At 69.0% G+C, this 18,436-nt stretch carries 22 protein-coding genes; 14 read left to right on the top strand and 8 right to left on the bottom strand.

Annotated elements, in window-relative coordinates; genetic code table 11:
* Nucleotides 1-8: 8 nt before the first annotated feature.
* The 7 genes from A5655_RS00790 (at nucleotide 9) to A5655_RS00765 (ending at nucleotide 5,465) form a co-directional block, all read left to right on the top strand.
* Nucleotides 9-851, top strand: coding sequence for a sugar phosphate isomerase/epimerase (locus A5655_RS00790; RefSeq protein WP_067004539.1), 843 nt, complete (start codon nucleotides 9-11; stop codon nucleotides 849-851).
* 24 nt (nucleotides 852-875) lie between these two features.
* Nucleotides 876-1,703, top strand: coding sequence for a thioesterase family protein (locus A5655_RS00785; RefSeq protein ID WP_067004537.1), 828 nt, complete (start codon nucleotides 876-878; stop codon nucleotides 1,701-1,703).
* Between the two features lie 29 nt (nucleotides 1,704-1,732).
* The gene (gene proC, locus A5655_RS00780; RefSeq protein ID WP_067004535.1) at nucleotides 1,733-2,605 is read left to right on the top strand and encodes a pyrroline-5-carboxylate reductase; all 873 of its coding nucleotides are present in this window, start codon (nucleotides 1,733-1,735) and stop codon (nucleotides 2,603-2,605) included.
* A 140-nt stretch (nucleotides 2,606-2,745) separates the two neighbouring features.
* Nucleotides 2,746-3,003, top strand: a complete 258-nt coding sequence (locus tag A5655_RS00775; RefSeq protein WP_066917724.1) for a cell division/environmental response transcriptional regulator — start codon at nucleotides 2,746-2,748, stop codon at nucleotides 3,001-3,003.
* Between the two features lie 100 nt (nucleotides 3,004-3,103).
* Nucleotides 3,104-3,205: a 30S ribosomal protein bS22 gene (locus tag A5655_RS26795; RefSeq protein WP_003402602.1), complete on the top strand. Its 102-nt coding sequence runs from the start codon at nucleotides 3,104-3,106 to the stop codon at nucleotides 3,203-3,205.
* Nucleotides 3,206-3,276: 71 nt separating this feature from the next.
* Nucleotides 3,277-4,392: an SDR family oxidoreductase gene (locus tag A5655_RS00770; protein ID WP_067004533.1), complete on the top strand. Its 1,116-nt coding sequence runs from the start codon at nucleotides 3,277-3,279 to the stop codon at nucleotides 4,390-4,392.
* The gene (locus tag A5655_RS00765; RefSeq protein WP_067004531.1) at nucleotides 4,374-5,465 is read left to right on the top strand and encodes a lysophospholipid acyltransferase family protein; all 1,092 of its coding nucleotides are present in this window, start codon (nucleotides 4,374-4,376) and stop codon (nucleotides 5,463-5,465) included. The genes A5655_RS00770 and A5655_RS00765 overlap by 19 nt, the downstream gene beginning before the upstream one ends.
* Nucleotides 5,466-5,498: 33 nt before the next feature.
* Here the strand turns inward: A5655_RS00765 and cmaA2 are convergent, their stop codons facing one another.
* The 7 genes from cmaA2 to A5655_RS00735 form a co-directional block, all read right to left on the bottom strand.
* Nucleotides 5,499-6,404, bottom strand: a complete 906-nt coding sequence (gene cmaA2 / locus A5655_RS00760) for a cyclopropane mycolic acid synthase CmaA2 (protein WP_067004529.1) — start codon at nucleotides 6,402-6,404, stop codon at nucleotides 5,499-5,501.
* A gap of 11 nt (nucleotides 6,405-6,415) precedes the next feature.
* Nucleotides 6,416-6,928 carry a MaoC family dehydratase N-terminal domain-containing protein gene (locus A5655_RS00755; protein WP_067004527.1) on the bottom strand — a complete coding sequence of 171 codons (513 nt, stop codon included), beginning with the start codon at nucleotides 6,926-6,928 and terminating at the stop codon, nucleotides 6,416-6,418.
* A gap of 43 nt (nucleotides 6,929-6,971) precedes the next feature.
* Nucleotides 6,972-7,880 carry an HAD family phosphatase gene (locus A5655_RS00750; protein ID WP_067004525.1) on the bottom strand — a complete coding sequence of 303 codons (909 nt, stop codon included), beginning with the start codon at nucleotides 7,878-7,880 and terminating at the stop codon, nucleotides 6,972-6,974.
* 303 nt (nucleotides 7,881-8,183) lie between these two features.
* Complete coding sequence (locus A5655_RS26790; protein WP_082978401.1) at nucleotides 8,184-8,621, bottom strand: hypothetical protein; 438 nt, start codon at nucleotides 8,619-8,621, stop codon at nucleotides 8,184-8,186.
* Nucleotides 8,618-10,999: a hypothetical protein gene (locus tag A5655_RS28125; protein ID WP_067004523.1), complete on the bottom strand. Its 2,382-nt coding sequence runs from the start codon at nucleotides 10,997-10,999 to the stop codon at nucleotides 8,618-8,620. Before A5655_RS28125 ends, A5655_RS26790 begins: the two co-directional genes overlap by 4 nt.
* Nucleotides 11,000-11,003: 4 nt before the next feature.
* Complete coding sequence (locus A5655_RS00740) at nucleotides 11,004-11,294, bottom strand: WXG100 family type VII secretion target (RefSeq protein WP_067004521.1); 291 nt, start codon at nucleotides 11,292-11,294, stop codon at nucleotides 11,004-11,006.
* Nucleotides 11,287-11,598, bottom strand: coding sequence for a WXG100 family type VII secretion target (locus A5655_RS00735; protein WP_067004519.1), 312 nt, complete (start codon nucleotides 11,596-11,598; stop codon nucleotides 11,287-11,289). Before A5655_RS00735 ends, A5655_RS00740 begins: the two co-directional genes overlap by 8 nt.
* A gap of 73 nt (nucleotides 11,599-11,671) precedes the next feature.
* Between A5655_RS00735 and A5655_RS00730 the strand changes: the two genes are divergently transcribed.
* The 7 genes from A5655_RS00730 to A5655_RS00700 all read left to right on the top strand — a co-directional run bounded on the left by A5655_RS00730 (nucleotide 11,672) and on the right by A5655_RS00700 (nucleotide 17,802).
* Nucleotides 11,672-11,929, top strand: coding sequence for a glutaredoxin family protein (locus A5655_RS00730; protein WP_067004517.1), 258 nt, complete (start codon nucleotides 11,672-11,674; stop codon nucleotides 11,927-11,929).
* Between the two features lie 97 nt (nucleotides 11,930-12,026).
* A complete protein-coding gene (locus tag A5655_RS00725) occupies nucleotides 12,027-13,397 on the top strand; it encodes a glutamyl-tRNA reductase (protein ID WP_067004515.1) in 1,371 nt (456 codons plus the stop codon).
* A gap of 13 nt (nucleotides 13,398-13,410) precedes the next feature.
* On the top strand, nucleotides 13,411-14,355 hold the full coding sequence (hemC, locus tag A5655_RS00720) for a hydroxymethylbilane synthase (protein ID WP_067004607.1): 945 nt from the start codon (nucleotides 13,411-13,413) through the stop codon (nucleotides 14,353-14,355).
* 22 nt (nucleotides 14,356-14,377) lie between these two features.
* Entirely contained in the window at nucleotides 14,378-16,045 is a 1,668-nt protein-coding gene (locus tag A5655_RS00715; protein WP_067004513.1) for a uroporphyrinogen-III synthase, read from the top strand.
* A gap of 4 nt (nucleotides 16,046-16,049) precedes the next feature.
* Nucleotides 16,050-17,030, top strand: a complete 981-nt coding sequence (hemB, locus tag A5655_RS00710) for a porphobilinogen synthase (RefSeq protein ID WP_067004511.1) — start codon at nucleotides 16,050-16,052, stop codon at nucleotides 17,028-17,030.
* Nucleotides 17,027-17,554: a DUF3093 family protein gene (locus tag A5655_RS00705; protein WP_067004509.1), complete on the top strand. Its 528-nt coding sequence runs from the start codon at nucleotides 17,027-17,029 to the stop codon at nucleotides 17,552-17,554. Before hemB ends, A5655_RS00705 begins: the two co-directional genes overlap by 4 nt.
* Complete coding sequence (locus A5655_RS00700) at nucleotides 17,551-17,802, top strand: hypothetical protein (protein ID WP_067004507.1); 252 nt, start codon at nucleotides 17,551-17,553, stop codon at nucleotides 17,800-17,802. Before A5655_RS00705 ends, A5655_RS00700 begins: the two co-directional genes overlap by 4 nt.
* Here A5655_RS00700 and A5655_RS00695 read toward each other — a convergent pair.
* Entirely contained in the window at nucleotides 17,799-18,230 is a 432-nt protein-coding gene (locus tag A5655_RS00695; protein WP_067004505.1) for an STAS domain-containing protein, read from the bottom strand. The genes A5655_RS00700 and A5655_RS00695 overlap by 4 nt on opposite strands.
* Between the last annotated feature and the right edge of the window lie 206 nt (nucleotides 18,231-18,436).

Here is an 18,436-nt window from a genome sequence, read left to right as displayed (position 1 = left end):
CACCGACAGTGCGCCCGGCAATCAAAGTTGGCCTATCGACGGCCTCGGTCTACCCGTTGCGGGCCGAGGCCGCCTTCGAGTATGCGGACCGCCTCGGTTACGACGGCGTCGAGCTGATGGTCTGGAGCGAAACGGTCAGCCAGGACATCGGCGCGGTCAAGAAGCTGTCCCGGCGCTATCGCGTGCCGGTGCTGTCCGTGCACGCGCCCTGCCTGCTGATCTCGCAGCGGGTCTGGGGCGCCAACCCGATCCCCAAGCTGGACCGCAGCGTGCGGGCGGCCGAGCAGCTGGACGCCCAGACCGTCGTCGTGCACCCGCCGTTTCGGTGGCAGCGTCGCTACGCCGAGGGATTCAGCGACCAGGTGGCCGCCCTGGAGGCGTCCAGCGACGTCAAGGTGGCCGTGGAGAACATGTTTCCGTTCCGTGCCGACCGGTTCTTCGGGGCCGGCCAGTCGCTGGAACGGATGCGCAGGCGGGGCGGCGGACCGGGCCCGGCGATCTCGGCGTTCGCGCCGTCGTACGACCCGCTGGACGGCAACCACGCGAATTACACGCTGGACCTGTCCCACACCGCGACCGCGGGCACCGATTCGCTGGACATGGCCCAGCGGATGGGCGAGGGCCTGACCCATCTGCACCTGTGCGACGGCAGCGGCCTGCCCGCGGACGAGCATTTGGTGCCCGGGCGCGGCACCCAACCGACCGCCGAGGTGTGCCAGATGCTGGCCGGCGGCCGCTTCGCCGGGCACGTGATCCTCGAGGTGTCCACGTCCAGCGCGCGTTCGGCGCACGAGCGTGAAGCCATGCTCACCGAATCGCTGCAATTCGCGCGCACCCACCTGATGCGGTGACTTTCAGGATCACCCAGGAGATACATGAACGCCTTATTCACCACCGCGATGACGTTGCGGGAGGCCGGCCCCGGCGTGTACGAGGGCGAGCTCGACAAGCACTGGACCATCGGGCCCAAGGTGCACGGCGGCGCGATGCTGGCGCTGTGCGCCAACGCCGCCCGGACCGCGTGCGGCGAAGACCCGGACGGACCCCAACCGGTGGCCGTGTCGGCGAACTTCCTGTGGGCGCCGGATCCGGGGCCCATGCGGCTGGTGACCTCCTTCCGCAAGCGCGGCCGCCGGATCAGCGTCGTCGACGTCGAGCTCATGCAGGGCGAGCGCACCGCGGTGCACGCGGTGGTCAACCTCGGCCAGCCGGAGCACTATCCGGCCGACGGCTCGCACGCGCCGCTGCTGTCGGCGAACCCGGTCGCCGATTTGATGGCACCCGAGCCGCCCGACGACGTCGAACCGATCGTCCCCGGCCACCCGCTGGCCGGCCTGGTGCACCTGGGTGAGGGCTGCGACGTGCGGCCGCTGCTGTCGACGATGCGGCCCCGCGACGGCCACCCGCCGGTGATCCAGATGTGGGCCCGGCCCCGCGACGTGGCCCCGGACGGGCTGTTCGCGCTCATGTGCGGGGACCTGTCGGCGCCGGTGACGTTCGCCGTGGACCGCACCGGCTGGGCGCCCACCATCCAGCTGACCGCGTTCCTGCGCGCCCTGCCCGCCGATGGCTGGCTGCGCATCATCGCCACCTGCGTGGAGATCGGGCATGACTGGTTCGACGAGGACCACATCGTCGTCGACCAGCTGGGCCGCCTGGTGGTGCAAGCGCGCCAGCTGGCGTTGGTCCCTGCCGCTCGCTAGCGCCCGCTGTTCTGGAATGCTTTCCTCCCATGGCGAGAATCGCGATCATCGGCGGCGGCAGCATCGGCGAGGCGCTGCTTTCGGGACTGCTGCGGGCCGGGCGGCAGGTCAAGGACCTGGTGGTGGCCGAACGAGTGCCCGAGCGCGCCAAGTACCTGGCGGACACCTATTCGGTGCGTTTGGCGTCGGTCACCGACGCGGTGGACAACGCGTCCTTCGTCGTCGTCGCGGTGAAGCCGGCCGACGTCGAGACGGTGCTCGGGGAGCTGGCCCGGGCAGCAAGCGCGGCCGAGACGGATAGCGCCGAGCAGGTGTTCGTCACCGTCGCGGCGGGGATCACGATCACCTACTTCGAATCCAAGCTGCCGGCCGGGACGCCGGTGGTCCGGGCGATGCCGAACGCCGCGGCGTTGGTGGGCGCGGGGGTGACCGCGCTGGCCAAGGGCCGCTTCGTCACCGAAGCGCAGCTCGAGGGGGTGTCGGCGCTGTTCGACTCCGTCGGCGGGGTGCTCACCGTTCCGGAATCGCAGATGGACGCCGTGACGGCGCTGTCCGGCTCGGGTCCGGCGTATTTCTTCCTGATGGTGGAGGCGCTGGTGGACGCCGGCGTCGCGGCGGGGCTGAGCCGGCAGGTCGCCACCGACCTGACCGCGCAGACGATGGCCGGCTCGGCGGCGATGCTGCTCGAGCGGATGGATGCCGAGCGCGTCGTCGAGGGGGAGCCGCCGGGGATGCGGGCGGACGCGTCGGCGGCGCAGCTGCGCGCGACCGTCACTTCGCCCGGCGGCACCACCGCCGCTGCGCTGCGCGAACTGGAGCGAGGGGGATTGCGGGTGGCCGTCGACGCCGCCGTCCAGGCCGCGAAAAGGCGCTCTGAGCAGCTAAGAATTACATCGGAATAATTTGAGATTTCCGGATTAGTTGTCCCTCACCAGTACCATTAACCCCACTAGTCCCGCTATTCTCCTCTTTGTATGCACGTGTGGGTGCCAGCGGAGGGGAAGCCGCTGGCATTGCGCGAGCCTGACACGATTGGGTTGCGATGACGTCTACGAACGGGCCATCGGCGCGAGATTCCGCTGCTAAGGGGCGGGACTCCGGTTCCGGCGATGGCCAGCAGGCCAGGACGCAGTTTCTTACCGTCGCCGAGGTGGCAGCGCTGATGCGCGTCTCCAAGATGACGGTGTACCGCCTGGTGCACAACGGCGAGCTGCCGGCGGTCCGGGTGGGCCGTTCCTTCCGCGTGCACGCCAAGGCCGTCCACGACATGCTGGAGACTTCATACTTCGACGCGGGCTGACCGCTACCCGCCGCGGCCGCCGGTTTGGTGTTCGGTGCTGACAGCCGGGTAAAGTGTCCGGGTCAAGCAGGAGCACGTCCCCGGTCAGATAGCGGAGTTCATGGGTTCAGTAATCAAGAAGCGGCGCAAGCGAATGTCGAAGAAGAAGCACCGCAAGCTGCTGCGTCGCACCCGCGTGCAGCGCAGAAAACTCGGCAAGTAAGCGCCAGCCGGCCCAGTCGACCGTCACGCCGCCTTAACGCCGTCGTCTCGCCAGCCCGTTAGGCTGTTTGAGTGGATCAGTCGAGCGGGGAAGGTGCCGGCACGAGCGGCACCGTGCACTACCCCAAAGTTGTGCTGGTTACCGGTGCGTGCCGGTTTCTGGGCGGCTACCTGACCGCGCGGCTCGCCCAGAATCCGTTGATCAAAGGGGTCATCGCGGTGGACGCGATCGCCCCCAGCAAGGACATGCTGCGCCGCATGGGGCGCGCCGAGTTCGTCCGCGCCGATATTCGTAATCCCTTCATCGCCAAGGTGATTCGCAACGGCGACGTCGACACCGTGGTGCACGCCGCCGCGGCGTCCTACGCCCCGCGAGCCGGCGGCAGCGCGGCGCTGAAGGAAATCAACGTGATGGGCGCGATGCAACTTTTCGCGGCCTGCCAGAAGGCGCCGTCGGTGCGCCGGGTGGTGCTCAAGTCGACGTCCGAGGTGTACGGGTCCACGGCGCACGACCCGGTGATGTTCACCGAGGACAGCAGCAGTCGGCGGCCCTTCCGCGACGGGTTCGCCAAGGACAGCCTCGACATCGAGGGTTACGTGCGCGGCTTGGGCCGGCGCCGCCCCGACATCGCGGTGACGATTTTGCGGCTGGCCAACATGATCGGGCCGGCGATGGACACGACGCTGTCGCGGTATCTGGCCGGGCCGCTGGTCCCGACCATGTTCGGCCGGGACGCGCGGTTGCAGCTGCTGCACGAGCAGGACGCGCTGGGCGCGCTGGAGCGCGCCGCCATGGCGGGCAAGGCGGGCACGTTCAACATCGGCGCGGACGGCATCCTCATGCTGTCGCAGGCCATCCGCCGGGCCGGCCGAATTCCGGTGCCGGTACCCGGTTTTGGGGTGTGGGCGCTGGATTCGCTGAGACGGGCTAATCGCTATACCGAAATCACGCGTGATCAATTCAATTACTTGAGTTACGGGCGCGTCATGGACACCACGAGAATGCGCACGGAGCTCGGCTTCCATCCGAAATGGACGACGGCCGAGGCGTTCGACGACTACGTCCGCGGCCGCGGCCTGACTCCCATAATCGACCCTGATCGGGTACGCTCCCTGGAGGGTCGCGCCATAGCGTTAGCGCAGCGCTGGGGAAGCCGAAATGCAATTCCATGGGGTGGGGGCAGGTAGGTATCGTGGCGGGCGAAACCAGAGCGAACGTCATTCCACTGCATACGAATAGGGGTCGGGTAGCGGCTCGCCGCAGAGCCGATCAGCGGGCGGACTCGTCGCGTCAACACCCCTCGATGCTCACCGATCCGCGGGGTCGGGCGTCCGCCGAACAAATCGCCGCGGTCGTCCGCGAAATCGACGAACACCGGCGCGCGGCGGGTGCGGCGTCCACGGCCGAGGCGCCGCTCAACGATCTCGCGCAGAAGGTCGCCGCGGTCGCCGGCTTCCTGCGGCAGCGGTTCACGGGCGACTACACCGTCGACGAGTTCGGCTTCGATCCCCACTTCAACAGCGCGATCGTTCGGCCTTTGCTGAGGTTCTTCTTCCGGTCCTGGTTCCGGGTCGAAGTCAGCGGCATCGAGAACCTGCCCAGCGAGGGCGCCGCGCTGGTGGTGGCCAACCACGCCGGGGTGTTGCCGTTCGACGGGCTGATGCTGTCGGTGGCCGTGCACGACGAACATCCGGCCGAGCGCGACCTGCGACTGCTGGCCGCCGACATGGTGTTCGACCTGCCCGTGGTCGGCGAGGCCGCGCGCAAGGCTGGCCACACCATGGCCTGCACGACCGACGCGCACCGCCTGCTGGCCGCGGGAGAACTCACCGCCGTGTTCCCGGAGGGCTACAAGGGCCTGGGCAAGCGCTTCGAGGACCGCTACCGGTTGCAGCGGTTCGGCCGCGGCGGCTTCGTGACGGCGGCGCTGCGCACCAAGGCGCCGATCATCCCGTGCTCGATCGTGGGGTCCGAAGAGATCTACCCGATGCTCACCGACGTCAAGCTGCTGGCGCGGCTGTTCGGGCTGCCCTATTTCCCGATCACCCCGCTGTTTCCGCTGGCCGGGCCCGCCGGTCTGGTGCCGCTGCCGTCGAAATGGCGCATCGCGTTCGGCGAACCCATCTACACGAACGACTACGCCGCCTCCGACGCCGAAGACCCGATGGTCACCTTCGAGCTGACCGACCAGGTGCGCGAGACGATCCAGCAGACGCTGTACCGGCTGCTGGCCGGCCGCCGCAACATCTTTTTCGGCTAGCGCCCAACGCCGAGGCGTTGGGCGGTCCGCCGCTTACTTGACGAGCGTGAACTGGCAGACGTCCGTGTAGTGGTCACGGAACAGGTCCGCGCAGCCCCTGAGGTAGTGCATGTAGATGTCGTAGGTCTCCTGCCCCTTCAGGGCGATGGCCTCATCCTTGTGCGCCTCGAGCGCGTCGGCCCAGGTGGTCAGCGTCGGCACGTAGTTCTTACCGATCCGGTGGTAGCGCTCGACCTTCCAGCCCGCGTTGGACGAGTAGTGGTCGATCTGCGGGATCTGCGGCAGCCGGCCGCCCGGGAAGATCTCGGTCAGGATGAACTTGATGAAGCGCAGCAGGCTCATCGGCGCCTTGAGGCCGAGCTCCTTGGCCTCCTCGGCGCTCGGAACGATGATGGTGTGCAACAGCATCCGGCCGTCGTCGGGTGTCAGGCTGTAGAACTTCTTGAAAAAGGTGTCGTAGCGCTCGAACCCGGCGTCGCCGGCGCCGTCGGCGAAGTGCTCGAAAGCGCCGAGCGACACGATGCGGTCCACGGGCTCGTCGAATTCCTCCCAGCCCTGGATCCGCACCTCCTTGCGGCGCGGGCTGTCCATCTCCTCGAACTTGGCCTTGTCGTGGGCGTACTGGTTTTCGCTGAGCGTCAACCCGATGACGTTGACGTCGTACTCGGCGACCGCGTGGCGCATCGTCGAGCCCCAGCCGCAGCCGATGTCGAGCAGCGTCATGCCGGGCTCGAGGTTGAGCTTGTCCAGCGCGAGCTTGCGTTTGGCGTACTGCGCCTCTTCCAGCGTCATGTTGGGACGCTCTTCGAAGTAGGCGCAGCTGTAGGTCATCGACGGGTCAAGCCAGAGCTTGAAGAACTCGTTGGATTTGTCGTAGTGGGATCGGACTGCTTCGACCGGCGGCTTCAGCTGCGTGCCACCCGATTCGTCCTGTGACATGGGAATCGACCCTACTTTCCGGCTGATATGGATGCGACCGCGGCGACGGTTTCTTCAGCGCCAGCGTCCTGGTGTGCGGCTTCCCCCAGCATCGTAACGACGCTAGTCACGACCGGTTTCCCCTCTGCGTCTGTGACTTCGCTGCGGATTTCGGCGAGCACGGTGCCGTGGGACTCCAGGACCGAGTCTAGATACGTGTCGAAGTAGAGCTTGTCGCCGGCCAGGATCGGCCGGTGGAAGTGAAACTTCTGGTCGCGGTGGAAAACCCGGGCGATGTTGATCGGAATGTTGAACTTGGTGAAGATCTCCAGCTGCACGCGCCGTCCGGCGATCGCCAGGAAGGTCAGCGGGGCCACCAGGGACGGGTATCCGGCGGCCTCGGCCTCGGACTCGTCGAAGTGCGACGGGTGCTCGTCCTTGATCGACCGCGCGAACTCCCGGATCTTCTCCCGTCCGACCTGGAAATAGTCCGGTGCCCGGTAGTGGCTGCCGATGAGACCTTGGGCCGATTCTGGGACTGTCATGCCGCTTTGCTCTCCGCTCGATTACGTCTAGCGGCGCAGCCTATCAGCGCGATTGACGCCGGGATGCCACTGCCGCCAGCGCGCCGCCGGCCGCGCCCAGGGCCAGCGCCGACGGCACACCGATCCGGGCCGCCTTGCGAGCGGTCCGGAAGTCGCGGATCTCCCAGCCCCTTTCGCGCGCGAGGGCCCGCAGGCGGGCATCGGGGTTGATCGCCACCGCCGTGCCCACCAGCGACAACATCGGCACGTCGTTGTAGCTGTCCGAGTATGCGGTGCAGCGTTTGAGGTTGAGGCCCTCGCGGATCGCGAGCGAGCGCACGGCGTGGGCCTTGCCCGGGCCGTGCAGGATCTCGCCGACCAGCCGGCCGGTGAAGACGCCGTCGACCGATTCGGCGACGGTCCCCAGCGCGCCGGTCAGGCCGAGCCGCCGGGCGATGGTGGCCGCGAGCTCATACGGGGTCGCGGTGATCAGCCAGACCTGCTGGCCCGCGTCGAGGTGCATCTGGGTCAGTTCGCGGGTGCCGGGCCAGATCTTGTCGGCGATGATCTCGTCGTAGATCTCCTCGCCCAAGGCGACCAGCTGCTCGACGGAGCGGCCTTCGATGAAGGCGAGGGCCTTGCGCCGGCCGGCGGCGACGTCATTGCTGTTCTCCTTGCCCAGCCACTGAAACTTGGCCTGGGCGTAGATGAATCCGAGGACATCGCGATAGGTGAAGTAGTTGCGGGCGGCCAGCCCGCGGCCGAAATGCACGGCCGAGGAGCCCTGGACGAGCGTGTTGTCCACGTCGAAGAACGCGGCCGCGGTCAGGTCGATGGGCGGCTGGGGGCGACCCTCGTCGGCGGCGTTGGCGGCCTGCAGGTCCTCGAGTGCGCGTTCGGCGCTCGCGTTGTCGACCAGCGCATCCAGGTCGGCGCGGCCGGTGTGCTCGCCGCCCGACTCAGAGGAAGCCATCGCCCAACCTCCTAGATCGCTGTGCCGCTCGGTGATCCAGCGGGTGCCCGGTATCCAACCCTATCCGGCTGGTGCGATCGGGGGTGGTCATGCCTCGTGCGCCCCTGAGCGACGTCTATCGCCCCACAAGCTGCGGGGCGTGATGACCGCGTCGGCTTCGGCGCCAGATTTGTTGCACCGTCGGCCCATGGCGACCGTCAATCACATCGCGCTTCCAGACAGCGCGTGCGATGAACCCGGTGCTACGGGTGGATACGGGCTCGGCTTGTGTTTGATCCCGACCATCTCGGATTGTGCTGAAAGTTAGGAAAGCCCCTGCTGCTCTCGCCATTGAGTCCAGTACCTATCTGCGTTGGAGCGGCGTAGGGATCGAAGCGTCTCGCACACGGTTTCGCTCTTCGATCCGTCGGAGAACAGTTCCTCGACAGGTTGGCTATTTTCTCGAAACCACGCGATTTCGTCTGCAGCGGACAAATAGTCGATATTATTCTGCCCATTTAAGTATTGCTTGATGAGTGATACTGTGAACCAGTTATCCGCTGTCGCTAGCGCTCTCGGCGCCACGCTAAGCAGAAATTGGCCTCTGTCATTGGTGAGATCCCAAATAAGGATCGGTCCCGTGATCGTCAGTGATGCGTTGATCGACGCCGCGCCGCTCGTGCTGGAATTCGTAATATGATAGCGCGAATCGAGATAGAGCAGTTCAAAGTATCTTACGAAGTACTCTAGCAGCGTTTTCATTTTCCGATCTTTCCACCGGGTGGCATCCACGTCGTGTCATTTATCTGATGATATCCGCGCAACTCTAGGTACCTGATTTCAGCTGCCGTAAACGTGTTTGGTTTCACCATATCGAATGGCACGGACAGTGTGACCTTGTCGCCGTTCGCGATGGCTATGTCGAGCACATGCTGGTTGGCGGCGAGTCGCTCCGTCGGAGTGGCCGCATTCCACGCCTCCCCGATATCAAAGTAGCTAGCTCCGTGCTGCTGCGCGACGTCGATGTACGACGGGCCGCCGCCAGGAGGGCTAAATGGCCCGAGGACGGTTTCGCCGCTTCCGGTCAGATGTTGTTCGGAGAGCGCTCGGAGCTGCGCGCTCATGTGGTCAAGTGGGTTGTCCAGCGTAAATTCGGGCCGACCCGGATCCGCGTCGACCGGCCCGGGGCTGTCAGCTGCCGCTGGCATGTGCTCGTCGCCGGGTGCGCTGTCTCCGGGCCGATGTGGCGTGCTGTCGTGATCCGGGAAATGAGGCGTGCCGTTGCCCTCGCCCGGCGGATGGGGGCTCCCGCCATGGGGCGAGTGGGATTCGGGCGGATGAATGGGCGGTTCCCCACCATGGGGTGCGCCGCCGAACGGCGGAGGCGCTTCGGCGGGGAGTCCGCCGGTGGGGGCGGAGGACATCGCCGGGTGCGGTGCCGCGGCGGCCGGCGCCATGGGTGCCGGCTCCGACGGCAGGCCCGGACTGGGTACGGACCTGGCCGCTTGATCGGCGGGGCCGAGCGGAAGATGAACGGGCTCAGGCGGTTTCGTATGTGTGAGCGGCGCGTGCTCGACCGGGTCGGCCACCGGCGGCTTACCCGCCGACTCAGGTGGAACCGCGACGGGTTTGGGCGGCTCGCCGGCGGGCGGCTTCTCGACGATCGGTGGCTTGGATTCCGTCGGGCTGTGCGGCAGTGGGCCATTGGCGGGCCCGGGCGCCGGCTTGGGTGCGGGGCTTCCCGATTCCGGCGGCCTGGGCGCCGGCGGCGGCTCGACCGGCGGCTTCGGCGGTTCGATGGACGGGGGTTTGGGAAGCTCCGGCAGCGGCGGCTTCGCACCTCTGAAGATGCGTCCTAGCTTGCCCAGCTTTGAGAGCGGGCCGCCGGGCAGGGCCAGCGTGGCGATGTCGAGGACGGATCTGCCGGCGGCCTCGGCCGGGTTCTTGTCCCAGTCGTCCCAGTGGACGATGCTCTTGCCGAGCTGTTCCCACGCATCCCCGACGGCGGGGGCATGTGGGCCGCCCAGGCCGACCAGCGGCAGGGCGCCCTTGAACTGGCCGGCCATGTCCTTGCCGTAGCCAAGCGGGTCGAACATCATGCGGACGCTGCTGACGTCCCAGAGGCCCTTGAGCATTCCCCCGGCCTCCGACCACGCGCCCTTGGCGTACTGCCCGACTTGGTTGACGGCCCGCCCCACATCGGTGCCGTGCAGGAACTGATCCCACTCCCGGGCGGCCTGGCGGCCCATATCAGTGACGATCGTGGTGGCCGCGGCGAGGGTGGAGGCGATTTCGGCTTGCAGCGCTTCGGCCTCGGCGCCGAAGTTGTCAACGACCGTGCGAATGTCGTTGGCGATCTTACGGATTTCGTCTTCGTCGTCGTCGGTCAGGAATTCCCAGACCTCTTTGATTCCCGTCAGCGGGTCGCAGATGCGGGCCAACAGGTCCAGGATCGCGGCGTGCACCCGGTCGACCTTGGCGGCATAGCTGGTGAGCTGGGCCGCGATGGTCTGACACTGCTGCACGAGGCTGGTGGTGCTGCTGAAGGCGTCCGTAAAGGCACGGTCGATGGCCGCGCCTTCCGGGATCTGCTGGGCGCGAACGGCCGTCATCGGACCGCCCGTCCCGAGGATTTCGGCGAGCCCGAACTGGGTACCCGCGGCGCTCCAGGCGGCGGCCGCGGCGCGCAGCTTCGCCGAATCCCCGGTGGGCCAGATCATCCCGATGTAGGGGGCCACCCATCCCCACCCCGCCGGCGCGGCGGTACCGGCCCCGACCGCCGACGGCGCAGAGCCCGCCAACACCGGCGCCGTCACCGACGGTGTGGGAAGTGGCCCGCCACGGCCGCCGACGTTGGACATCGCCTCGGCCAGCGAGTAATTGTGCGCCGACATCCGCACCCCGTCGCCGAGACTGCACAACCCGTTTCGGGTGGCCGCCATCGCCTCGATGAGCTTGGCCGCCGAATTGTCGTAGCTGTGGCCGAGCGCTGCGCCAACGGGATCGTCGCCGGCCATCCCGGCGCATCCCGACAGCGCCGCGGTCAGGGTCGAGATCACCGAACCCAAACCCTCGCCGGCGGTCACCACCTCGGCGCCCGCGCTGTCGAGAGCCGCCGGGTCGCACGCCAGCGGGGCCATTAGCTCACGACCACATGCCCAGATTCGTCGACATGGCGCCGGTGTAGTTGTGGTGGGCGGTCGCCCCGGCCGCGCGCAGCTGACCCAGCGCCTCACGCATCATCGCCTCGCCACGGGCCCAATGCTGATGGGCCTCGGCGTGCGCCGCCGCGCCTTCCCCGGTCCAGGCCGCGTGCAAACGCTTTGCCCGCGAATCGATTTCGGCGAGGATCTCTTCGGCCTGGCGCTGAAACTCGGTCATCCGCCGGACCGCGTCGGCCAACGCTTCGGGATCCACGCGGAACGCCTCAGCCACGGTAAACCCCGCGCATCTCCTGGGCGCCCCTCGCCTCGTTCTGCTCGTAAGCGCCGCCGGCCTCACCCACCAGGTGCGCCAAAATCGCCAGGCCCGCGTGCACCTCGCCGGCGCCCTTATGCCATAGCTCCCATGCCGACCCGTACGCGTTCCCCGACGCGCCGCGCCAGCCGCCCAACATCTGACCGACCTGATCGTCGAGCTGCTCCAGCTGAGCCATCAGATGCTCGGCGGCGCCGCCAACCGAGGCGGCGAACTCCCGCATCACCATGGGATCGACGTGGAGCGTCCCCTCAGCGCCCATACCGGCAAGCTAGTGAATCCAGGGCGGTCCCACAATTCACCCGGAACGCTCGACCGCTGCCACACTGGAGCCCATGACCCGGCGACGCGTCGAGCTGCTGACCCGGGAGGGCTGCACCCTCTGCCGGCGGGTGCACGCACGGTTGGAGGAACTGGCCGGCGAGTTGGGCTTCGAACTGACCACGACCGACGTCGACGCCGCGGCGTCGGCCGGCGACCCGGGATTGCGCGCGGAGTTCGGCGACCGCCTGCCGGTGGTGCTGCTGGACGGGCTCGAGCACAGCTACTGGGAGGTGGACGAGCCGCGCCTGCGGGCCGATCTGGCCCGGTAGCCGCGGCATTCATTTGGTAGCCCCGCTGATTAACGTTTACCGTGGACACCAGTTCAGTTACTGGAGGAAGCAAGGGAGCTGGCCAGGTGATGCTGCCGTGAGCGTCCTGCTCTTCGGGGTTTCGCACCGCAGTGCGCCGGTCTCCGTCCTGGAACAACTCAGCATCGACGAAGCCGATCAGGTCAAGATCGTCGATCGGGTGTTGCAGTCGCCGCTGGTGACCGAGGCGATGGTGCTCTCGACGTGCAACCGGGTCGAGGTCTACGCCGTCGTCGACGCGTTCCACGGCGGGTTGGCGGTGGTCGGACAGGTGCTGTCGGAACACTCCGGCATGTCGATGGGCGACCTGACCAAGTACGCCTACGTGCGCTACAGCGAGGCCGCCGTCGAACACCTATTTGCCGTGGCCAGCGGCCTGGATTCGGCCGTGATCGGCGAGCAGCAGGTGCTGGGCCAGGTCCGCCGCGCCTATGCCGCCGCCGAGGCCAACCGCACCGTCGGCCGGGTCCTGCACGAGCTGGCCCAGCGGGCGCTGTCGGTGGGCAAGCGGGTGCATTCCGAAACCGCCATCGACGCCGCCGGCGCCTCGGTCGTGTCGGTCGCCCTGGCCATGGCCGAACGGCGGCTCGGCGGGCTGGCGGGCAAGGCCGCCGTGGTCATCGGCGCCGGGGCGATGGGCGCACTGTCGTCCGCGCACCTCACCCGGGCCGGCATCGACCGCGTTGTGGTGCTCAACCGGTCGGCGTCCCGGGGGCAGCGGCTGGCCCGCAAGATCCGTGAGTCGGGGGTGCACGCCGAGGCGCTGACCCTGGACCGGCTGCCCGACGCGCTGGCGGACGCCGACGTCGTGGTCAGCTGCACGGGCGCGGTCAGCCCCGTGGTGTCGCTGGCCGACGTGCACCACGCGCTGGCCACCGCCCGCCGGGACGAGGCCAACCACCCCCTGGTGATCTGCGATCTGGGCATGCCGCGCGACGTCGACCCGGCGGTGGCCGGGCTGCCCGGGGTCTGGGTCGTGGACGTGGAGCGCGTGCAGCACGAGCCGTCGGCGCATGCCGCGGCCTCCGACGTCGACGCCGCACGCCACATCGTGGCGGCCGAAGTCGCCACCTACCTGGCCGGACAGCGGATGGCCGAGGTCACCCCGACGGTGACGGCGCTGCGCCAGCGCGCCGCCGACGTCGTCGAGGCCGAGCTGTTGCGCCTCGACAACCGGCTGCCCGGCCTGGAGAGCGCGCACCGCGAGGAGGTGGCGCGCACCGTGCGACGGGTGGTGGACAAGCTGCTGCACGCGCCGACGGTGCGGATCAAGCAGCTCGCCAGCGCCCCGGGAGGCGACAGCTACGCCGAGGCCCTGCGCGAACTGTTCGAACTCGACCAGACCGCTGTGGACGCCGTCGCCGCCGGCGAATTGCCCGTGATGCCAAGCGGTTTCGACGCCGGCATGCCGAAACAGTCCGCCGAGTAGCCGATTGGCGCACGTGATCCGGATAGGCACCCGGGGCAGCCTGTTGGCCACCACCCAGGCCGGCGTCGTCAGGGACGCCCTGATCGCCAACGGCCACCCCGCGGAGCTGGTGACCATCTCGACCGCGGGGGACCGGTCGTCGGCGCCCATCGAGAGCCTGGGTGTGGGAGCCTTCACCACCGCGTTGCGGGAGGCCATCGACGACGGCCGCGTCGACGCCGCGGTGCACTCGCACAAGGATTTGCCCACCGCCGACGACCCGAGGTTCATCATCGCGGCGATACCGCCGCGCAACGACCCCCGCGACGCCCTCGTCGCCCGCGACGGCCTGGTGCTCGGGGAGTTGCCGGCGGGTTCGCTGGTGGGCACGTCGTCGCCGCGGCGGGCCGCACAGCTTAGAGCATTGGGTCTCGGTTTGGAAATCCGCCCCCTACGAGGCAACCTTGATACCAGGTTGAACAGGGTAAGCAGTGGTGATCTTGACGCGATCGTGGTCGCCCGGGCCGGTCTGGCCCGGCTGGGCCGCCTCGGCGATGTCACCGAGACGCTAGAGCCGGTGCAGATGTTGCCAGCACCGGCTCAGGGCGCGCTCGCCGTCGAATGCCGCGCCGGTGACGAGTTGGCGGCGGTGCTGGCGGAGTTGGACGACGCCGACACGCGCGCGGCGGTCACCGCGGAGCGAGCCTTGCTGGCCGAACTGGAGGCCGGTTGCTCCGCACCGGTGGGCGCGATCGCCGAAGTGGTCGAGTCCATCGATGAGGACGGCCGGGTCTTCGAGGAGCTGTCGTTGCGTGGCTGTGTGGCCGCGCTGGACGGGTCCGACGTGATCCGAGCGTCCGGAGTCGGCACTCCCGGTCGGGCACGAGAGCTGGGGCTCTCGGTCGCCGCGGAGCTGTTCGAGCTGGGCGCGCGAGAGCTCATCGGGGGGGCGCGGCAAGACCCCGCGCGAGGAAACTGAAGAGAGTCACTTGGGAGCGACAATGACGACGCGAGGGCGTAAGCCGAGACCGGGCCACATCACGTTCGTGGGCTCCGGCCCGGGCGACCCGGGATTGTTGACGACGCGGGCCGCCTCGGTGCTGGCCAATGCCGCCCTGGTGTTCACCGACCCCGACGTGCCCGAGCCCGTGCTCGCGCTGATCGGCAAGGACCTGCCGCCGGTCTCCGGGCCGGCGCCGGCGGGCCCGGAGGTCACGACCGCCGAAGGCACCGCCGACGGGGACGCCAACCAGACGGCGCCCGCGGTGATCTCGGCCGGGCCCGATGTGCGTCCCGCCCTGGGCGAGCCCACGGAGGTGGCCAAGACGCTGGTGGCCGAGGCCCGTTCCGGCGTCGACGTGGTGCGGCTGGTGGCCGGCGACCCGCTGACGCTCGACGCCGTGATCACCGAGGTGAACGCCGTCGCGCGCAGCCACCTGCACGTCGAGATCGTGCCCGGCCTGGCCGCCACCAGCGCCGTGCCCACCTACGCCGGCCTGCCGCTGGGCTCGTCGCACACGGTCGCCGACGTGCGCGACCCACACGTCGACTGGGACGCGCTGGCCGCGGCCCCCGGCCCGCTGATCCTGCAGGCCACGGCGTCGCACCTGGCCGACGCGGCCCGCGCCCTGATCGACCACGAGCTTTCCGAGGCCACCCCGTGCGTGGTGACCGCGCAAGGCACCACCTGCCAGCAGCGTTCGGTCGAGACAACGCTGGGTGGGCTGACCGATCCGGCGGTGCTGGGCGGCACCGACCCGGCCGGCCCGATGACCGGCCCGCTCGTGGTGACCATCGGCAAGACGGTGGCCAGCCGGGCGAAGCTGAACTGGTGGGAAAGCCGCGCGCTGTACGGCTGGACCGTGCTCGTGCCCCGCACCAAGGACCAGGCGGGCGAGATGAGCGAGCGGCTGACCTCCTACGGAGCGCTGCCGATCGAGGTGCCGACCATCGCCGTCGAGCCGCCGCGCAGCCCGGCCCAGATGGAACGGGCCGTCAAGGGCCTGGTCGACGGCCGCTTCCAATGGGTGGTGTTCACCTCCACCAACGCGGTGCGCGCGGTGTGGGAGAAGTTCGGCGAGTTCGGCTTGGACGCCCGCGCGTTCTCCGGGGTGAAGATCGCCTGCGTCGGCGAGTCCACGGCCGACCGGGTCCGCGCCTTCGGGATCAGCCCCGAGCTGGTGCCGGCCGGCGAGCAGTCCTCGCTCGGTCTGCTCGACGACTTCCCGCCCTACGACAGCATTTTCGACCCGGTGAACCGCGTCCTGCTGCCGCGGGCCGACATCGCCACCGAGACACTGGCCGAGGGGCTGCGCGAGCGCGGCTGGGAGATCGAGGACGTGACCGCGTACCGCACGGTTCGCGCGGCGCCGCCGCCGGCGGCCACCCGCGAAATGATCAAGACGGGCGGCTTCGACGCGGTGTGCTTCACGTCCAGCTCGACGGTGCGCAACCTGGTCGGCATCGCCGGCAAGCCGCACGCGCGGACGATCATCGCCTGCATCGGCCCCAAGACCGCCGAGACCGCGGCCGAGTTCGGCCTGCGGGTGGACGTCCAGCCCGACACCGCCGCGGTCGGCCCCCTGGTCGACGCGCTGGCCGAACACGCCGCGCGGCTGCGCGCCGAGGGTGCGCTGCCTCCGCCGCGTAAGAAGAGCCGCAGGCGCTAGCCCCATGGCCTACCCGCGGCAGCGGCCGCGCCGGCTCCGCTCGACCCCCGCGTTGCGCCGCCTGGTGGCGCAAACGTCCCTGGAGCCAAGGCATTTGGTGCTGCCAATGTTCGTCGCCGACGGAATCGACGGACCGCGGCCCATCGCGTCGATGCCGAATGTGGTTCAGCACAGCCGGGATTCGCTGCGGGCGGCCGCGGAAGAAGCCGTCGCCGCGGGGGTGGGCGGGCTGATGTTGTTCGGCGTGCCCCGCGAGCAGGACAAGGACCCGACCGGCTCGGCCGGCACCGATCCCGACGGGATCCTCAACCTCGCGCTGCGCGACCTGGCCAAGGATCTCGGCGACGCCACGGTGCTGATGGCCGACACCTGCCTGGACGAGTTCACCGATCACGGGCATTGCGGTGTCCTGGACGCCAGGGGCCGGGTGGACAACGACGCGACGCTGGCCCGCTACGTCAAACTGGCTGTGGCACAAGCGGAATCGGGCGCCCACGTGGTCGGGCCGAGCGGGATGATGGACGGCCAGGTGGCCGCGATCCGCGACGGCCTGGACGCCGCGGGCTACACCGATGTGGTGATCCTGGCGTACGCGGCGAAGTTCGCCTCGGCGTTCTACGGCCCGTTCCGCGAAGCGGTGAGCTCCAGCCTGTCCGGGGACCGGCGCACCTACCAGCAGGAGCCGGGGAACTTCCGCGAGGCGCTGCGCGAGATCCGGCTGGACCTCGAGGAGGGCGCCGACATCCTGATGGTCAAGCCCGCGATGGGTTACCTGGATGTGGTGTCCGCGGCGGCCTCGATTTCGCCGGTGCCGGTGGCCGCCTACCAGGTCTCGGGGGAATACGCGATGATTTGCGCCGCGGCCGCCAACGGCTGGATCGACGAACGCGCCGCCGCGCTGGAGTCGTTGACGAGCATCCGGCGCGCCGGCGCCGATATCGTGCTCACCTATTGGGCCGTGGACGCGGCAGGGTGGCTCTCATGACAGAAGCACGGCCGCTGTTCTACGAGCCCGGCGCGAGCTGGTGGTGGGTGGCGTTGGGCCCGGCGTCGGCCGGCGCCATGGTGCTGATCGAGATCTGGAGCGGTGCCAAGGTGTCGCTGGTCGTTCCGGCGATCTTCCTGGTGGTGGTGTCGGCGTTCGTGGGGTTGCAGGTGAAGGCGGCGCGGATCCACGTCTCCGTCGAGCTCACCGAGGACGCCTTGCGGCAGGGCACCGAAACCATCCTGGTGCGCGAAATCGTCAGGGTCTATCCGGCTCCCGAGCACCACCAGGCCTCCGGCAAGGAGCTGGCGAAGTGGCAGTCCGCGCGGGCTCTCGGCGAATTGGTGGGGGTGCCGCGCGGCCGGATCGGGATCGGGCTCAAGCTCACCAACGATCGCACCGCCCAGGCCTGGGCGCGCCGCCATCGGCACCTCCGGGCGGCGCTGACCCCGCTGGTTCAGGAGCGGGTGGAACCCGCCGGGTCCGACGTCGCCGACGACTTTGAAGACGGGTCGCCGTCGTGAACGCCCGCTTCAGGGCCCTGGTCTTGCTCGTCGTGGCCTGCGCGGCGCTCGCGGGCGCGGGGGTGGCCTGGGTGCACGCGCGTCACACGGTGCGTGTCGCGCCCATCGCCGACGGGCAGCCGTTCACCACGTCGTTGGTGTACGACCCACAGCTGCTGTTGCTGGCCCTGGTGCTGGTGACGACCGCGGGGGTGCTGGCGGTGCTGGGCATCGCGCGGCTGCGCCGGGAACGGGCCCCGAAAAACTAAGCCGTCTTCTTGATGAGCGGCAGCACGAGCTGACGCCGGCTGACTATGGCCTCGGCCAGGTTGCGCAGCGCCTCGTGCACCGAGCGCGCGATCGGAAACTCGCCCTGGTCGCCCAGCAGTCCGGTGATCGCGGGGCCCGCGACGAGCGTCCACTCCACCCCGGCGGCGCGGCAGTCCTCGTCGAGCCGGTGCACCAGCGAGATGCCGGACGCGGCAATGTGGCTCACGTCGGTCAGGTCGAGCACCACCGGGTTGCTCCCGAGGGTGAATCGCCAAAGGTATTCGCTGACCCGGTCGACGTTGTCGGCGTCGACGTCGCCGCGAACGGTCACCACGGTCGCCAGGTGACGGCAGTGGGCGCGAATCTGGGCGCGGCCGCACTCGAAGGTGCCGTAACCGTGCCGCGTCGCGACATTGGTGATCGTCATGAGCGCCCCTTCGCCGAGTCCTGTTCTCTAAAGGTGCCCGCCAAATATAAGGAGACCGACAGCCGCTCCTAACTCTTTGCTAAGAAGCCACTTTCGGGGGGGTTGGCCTGGGCGAAAGCGACGCCGACGGCTTGCGCGAGGCGACGCGTGGCGCCCGTCGACACCCGTGCCACGCCACGGCCCATCACGCGATCGGCGCGCTCGCG

The organism is Mycobacterium sp. 1081908.1, from assembly GCF_001673535.1.
GTDB lineage: Bacteria > Actinomycetota > Actinomycetes > Mycobacteriales > Mycobacteriaceae > Mycobacterium.
Note: the sequence above shows the minus strand (reverse complement) of the source record. Positions and strands in the feature narration are given on the sequence as shown.